This window comes from Cedecea sp. NFIX57, assembly GCF_900177785.1.
Lineage (GTDB): Bacteria > Pseudomonadota > Gammaproteobacteria > Enterobacterales > Enterobacteriaceae > Cedecea > Cedecea neteri_C.
The window spans coordinates 1-3586 of the sequence record NZ_FXAS01000082.1 but is presented as its reverse complement, the minus strand read 5'-3'; the positions used below and the strand labels follow the sequence as shown (position 1 = coordinate 3586).

At 46.7% G+C, this 3586-nt stretch carries 5 protein-coding genes and 3 pseudogenes; 5 read left to right on the top strand and 3 right to left on the bottom strand.

The window, feature by feature from the left end; translation table 11 throughout:
- The first annotated feature begins 268 nt into the window (after positions 1-268).
- From dinQ to B9Y90_RS27720, 3 genes and pseudogenes are all read left to right on the top strand, one after another.
- Positions 269-352 carry a damage-inducible type I toxin DinQ gene (gene dinQ / locus B9Y90_RS25610; RefSeq protein WP_085543093.1) on the top strand — a complete coding sequence of 28 codons (84 nt, stop codon included), beginning with the start codon at positions 269-271 and terminating at the stop codon, positions 350-352.
- 259 nt (positions 353-611) lie between these two features.
- A pseudogene (locus tag B9Y90_RS25605) lies at positions 612-884 on the top strand (ISNCY family transposase); the annotation flags it as partial.
- A pseudogene (locus tag B9Y90_RS27720) lies at positions 883-1074 on the top strand (integrase core domain-containing protein); the annotation flags it as partial. The pseudogenes B9Y90_RS25605 and B9Y90_RS27720, both read left to right, overlap by 2 nt.
- A gap of 167 nt (positions 1075-1241) precedes the next feature.
- On the opposite strand, the gene B9Y90_RS25595 reads toward B9Y90_RS27720, so the two are convergent.
- The 3 genes and pseudogenes from B9Y90_RS25595 to B9Y90_RS25580 all read right to left on the bottom strand — a co-directional run.
- Complete coding sequence (locus B9Y90_RS25595) at positions 1242-1568, bottom strand: type II toxin-antitoxin system RelE/ParE family toxin (protein ID WP_085543092.1); 327 nt, start codon at positions 1566-1568, stop codon at positions 1242-1244.
- Complete coding sequence (locus B9Y90_RS25590; protein WP_061278104.1) at positions 1568-1795, bottom strand: type II toxin-antitoxin system Phd/YefM family antitoxin; 228 nt, start codon at positions 1793-1795, stop codon at positions 1568-1570. The genes B9Y90_RS25595 and B9Y90_RS25590 overlap by 1 nt, the downstream gene beginning before the upstream one ends.
- 235 nt (positions 1796-2030) lie before the next feature.
- Positions 2031-2417: pseudogene (locus tag B9Y90_RS25580) on the bottom strand (IS3 family transposase); the annotation flags it as partial.
- Positions 2418-2495: 78 nt separating this feature from the next.
- Between B9Y90_RS25580 and B9Y90_RS25575 the strand changes: the two are divergent.
- The gene (locus B9Y90_RS25575; RefSeq protein WP_254902773.1) at positions 2496-3254 is read left to right on the top strand and encodes an Lnb N-terminal periplasmic domain-containing protein; all 759 of its coding nucleotides are present in this window, start codon (positions 2496-2498) and stop codon (positions 3252-3254) included.
- Between the two features lie 35 nt (positions 3255-3289).
- Entirely contained in the window at positions 3290-3505 is a 216-nt protein-coding gene (locus tag B9Y90_RS27045) for a hypothetical protein (RefSeq protein ID WP_176227939.1), read from the top strand.
- The last annotated feature ends 81 nt before the right edge of the window (positions 3506-3586 follow it).

Sequence of the window (3586 nt, the reverse complement as noted above, 5' to 3'; positions counted from 1 at the left end):
TCTGATCGTGTTCATGCGATGTAACTCCCGGAATAATGCAGTCAGTAAAAGTATGGCACTAACACCTTAGGGAGGGGCGTCCATCACATCACTACAAACCGCTTCGCGGATGTGAACGCTTTCAAGTCCTGACCTGAATTACGGGTGGTGCTGGTTCAGGTGCTCTGGCTGGAGTGGGACTGTCTCTAACTAACATCGGAGATAAGCCGTGGTGACAGGCCGTGTAAGAGTAAGCTGCGGTGTTCTCACTCCTTTCAGGAGTAACCGGATGATTGATAAAGCAATCATCGTTCTTGGAGCGTTGATCGCGCTGCTCGAGCTGATTCGCTACCTTCTCCAGTTGATGGGCTGATAGCGGAAACGTAATTAAGGCCGGGGGTACCGCTTCCCGGCCTTTAATAAAAACATATTCTGGGGTTCCGGCACAGAACCCCTTTCAGATAAGTACCGGCTTCGCCAGGTCACGGCACCCTTATCCCCGGAGTACTCTTAGACAGCGGCTGGAGCCTCCATGCCGCGAAGCGGCATTCTGGAGACAGGCTGCGCGCGGCTCGTAGCCTGAATAATTAACGATATAAACGATAGTGTTTATAAACACTTCTGTTGATATTCTTGAACTCAGCGTTCGTCAGGTACAGCGTCTTGTACGCATGTCTTCCAGCTGTGGCCGTCCTGCAAATAATCGGATCGATGAAGAGATCCGCTGCAAAGCCCTGGATTTTATTCGGTGCCACTATTCGGATTTTGGTCCGACGCTCGCGACGGAAAAACTGGCTGAACGCCACCATATACAGCTCTCCGTTGAAACTGTTCGTAACTGGATGACTGCCGACGGTCTCTGGCGTCCTCATTCACGCCGGCGAACCCGGGTTTATCAGCCGCGCTAATGGTCCAGAACTGATCTCACTGGTGCTGGCCCAATGGGCTGAAGAGCACAGTGTGATGCTGGAATTTATTAAACCCGGTAAACCGACGCAGAATACTTTTATTGAACGTTTCAACCGGACGTACCGGACAGAAATCTTGGATTTTTACCTGTTCAGAACTCTGAACGAAGTACGGGAAATCACAGATCGTTAATAGTAGGCTTCATGGCCGGATTTTGAGCGACTGATTATCCGCCACGACGAAATGAAAAATGTATGGTGTCGAACGCAACTGGCCGGGATACTACATGTTGATTACCCACAGAAGATGTGGGTAAAAGCGGGATAACTGGACAGAATTTCTTGTACATCCACTCAAACGCTAATCAGGCGTTTGAAGAGAAGGTTCTGAATATCCTGCCTGTGGGACAGTATTGCATGAGCCGTTATTACATCATCCTCAACCGAGTACAGGACTCTGTAGCCATCCGGAGTATTGCACTCCCGATATTTTGCGCAGCCTATTTTGAGTAGTTCAGGGCAAATCTGACAACCCAACGGAAAATCACCTACCCTCTTTTCGAAGTGCTCAATGATGCCACTGATCACGTCTTTGGGTGCGGTGTTGATACGACGAAGATGGCTGGCGATGTCATCGATGCAGGTTTTGACGGTTTTGGTGTACTGAATCATTACCGCCATTACAGACCCGCCAGCAGTTGCTCTTTACTGAACACGTTACCGTCTGCTTTGTCTTTCTCTGAAAGAGTCAGCAGTTTAAGCAGTGCTATTGAGTTCTCTCGCTCCTGCTGCGCGGTGTAGGACTCAATCACATACGCCGGAACCCCGTTCTGAGTGACCAGTATCGGTTCTTCCAGATCGAGCGATGCCGCGTTTTTCTTCACGTAGCTGATGGTTTCAACTTTCATAATAACCTCACAGACAGTAGAAGTCTAAATATAGGCCAAATTTGAGCTGTCTGCAATGTTACGATTTTGACGTACACCGCCCGCTGGAGAATGGCGAAAACCTGCGGGCGAGATTTACCTGGCGCGGACAACGTCAGGTCTAAAAAACCTGACTTTACAGTATGATAAGAAGCTTTATTTGCTTGAGGATAATGAAGAAAACCGTCGTTTTCAGGGGAAATGCATCGATGTCTGGCAGTATCCGGACGGCCTGAGATCTCTCTTCCCGGCTGAAGCATTTGTTTGTGCCAGAGCGAATGGCCAGGGGACGCGCATTTGGGTAAAACTCTTCAATCCAGCGCTTTAGAATTTCGCTACTGGGGTAGCCGATGACACGGCGAGTGTACGACAGGCAACCACCGTGAGTAAGATAATGCTCAACAGCAACAATTTTCTGTGCACGTGAATAGCGTTCTCTTGGCTTTAATTCCCTGGATAAATCGCCCTTCTCTTCATAAATCCTAACCCAACGGCTCAACTGTTTTGTGGAAGGATATCCCAGCTCCATGACAACAACGGAGACTTACTTTATATACCGGTAATAGAGTTCGACGGCCCGGATCCAGTCCTTGTATGAATGCATAAATTAACCCCTGAAGGTCCAGGAATTCGTCCGCATCCCCTTGCATCGCTGGAGACAACAGTTGGATAGAACATGATAATGAAAAATAAAGGAAATGACGCCGATAAGATGGTTCCCTGGCTGCAAGAGTATTCCCGGGTGGCCTCAATAGAATGGCAAGACAGTGATAATGTTCACATTAGTCATATACGAAATTTTAGCTATCGGAATGAAACTCGTCCTGCCCCGGACTGGTATGATTGTCAGTTGAAACTGAGTGACGTTATCGCTACTGACCTGGTTTTATCATATTGGGCAGGAAACGCTATCGCACATGTCTTCCTAAGTTTTGGCTTCGAAAATGGGCGATGGCTGGCAATATCAATTGAAACTCGCAGACGGCAAAATCAATCCTGGTCTGCCTTTGGCGGTTTTTTGAAAAATTATCCCCTGGTTTATGTAATTGCTGATGAAAGGGATCTGATTGGTGTCCGTGCCAACGTAAGAAAAGAGCGTGTTTATCTCTACCCTTTAAACATTACACGTCAGCAAAGCCAGGATTTATTTCGCAGTTATCTGTTAAGAATTGAGAAAGTTAACCAACACCCTGAGTGGTATAACACACTGCTGAACAATTGCACGTCCAACATATTTTATCATGGAAAATCCGTATCCTTTGCGGTGAAATATGACTGGAGAATATTGCTAAGTGGTTATACGGATCGTTATTGCTACAAGAACAATCTCCTGGATAACAGTCTTCCTTTTGAAGAACTGAAGAAACGTAGCCACCTTACAAGATCTGACGTACCGACTATTGGCCCGACATATTCACTGGATATACGCCGCACCCGTTGAATTGTCTTGAGTACTTTTACCCGGGAAAGGAATAAATGATGTGTAAAAACCTTAAATTTATGCTGGCCTTTATGCTATTCGTTGTTGAAGTTACACACAGCGCTGATTTTTCTCTTGGCGTTCAGGGGGGCTATTACGGAACCGCGTATAAAACGCGTCATGCAGATCATTGGGCCCTGCCCTATATCGGTTACAACGGTAAAGATTGGTACATTGATGGCACTGAAGCTGGATATAGAGCCTGTACATAAATTTGTGTAATTGCCTGATTTTGATATGTTCAATCCAACATCAAAAGCAGGTTAATTTATGGACGAAAAACAGTTGCAGGC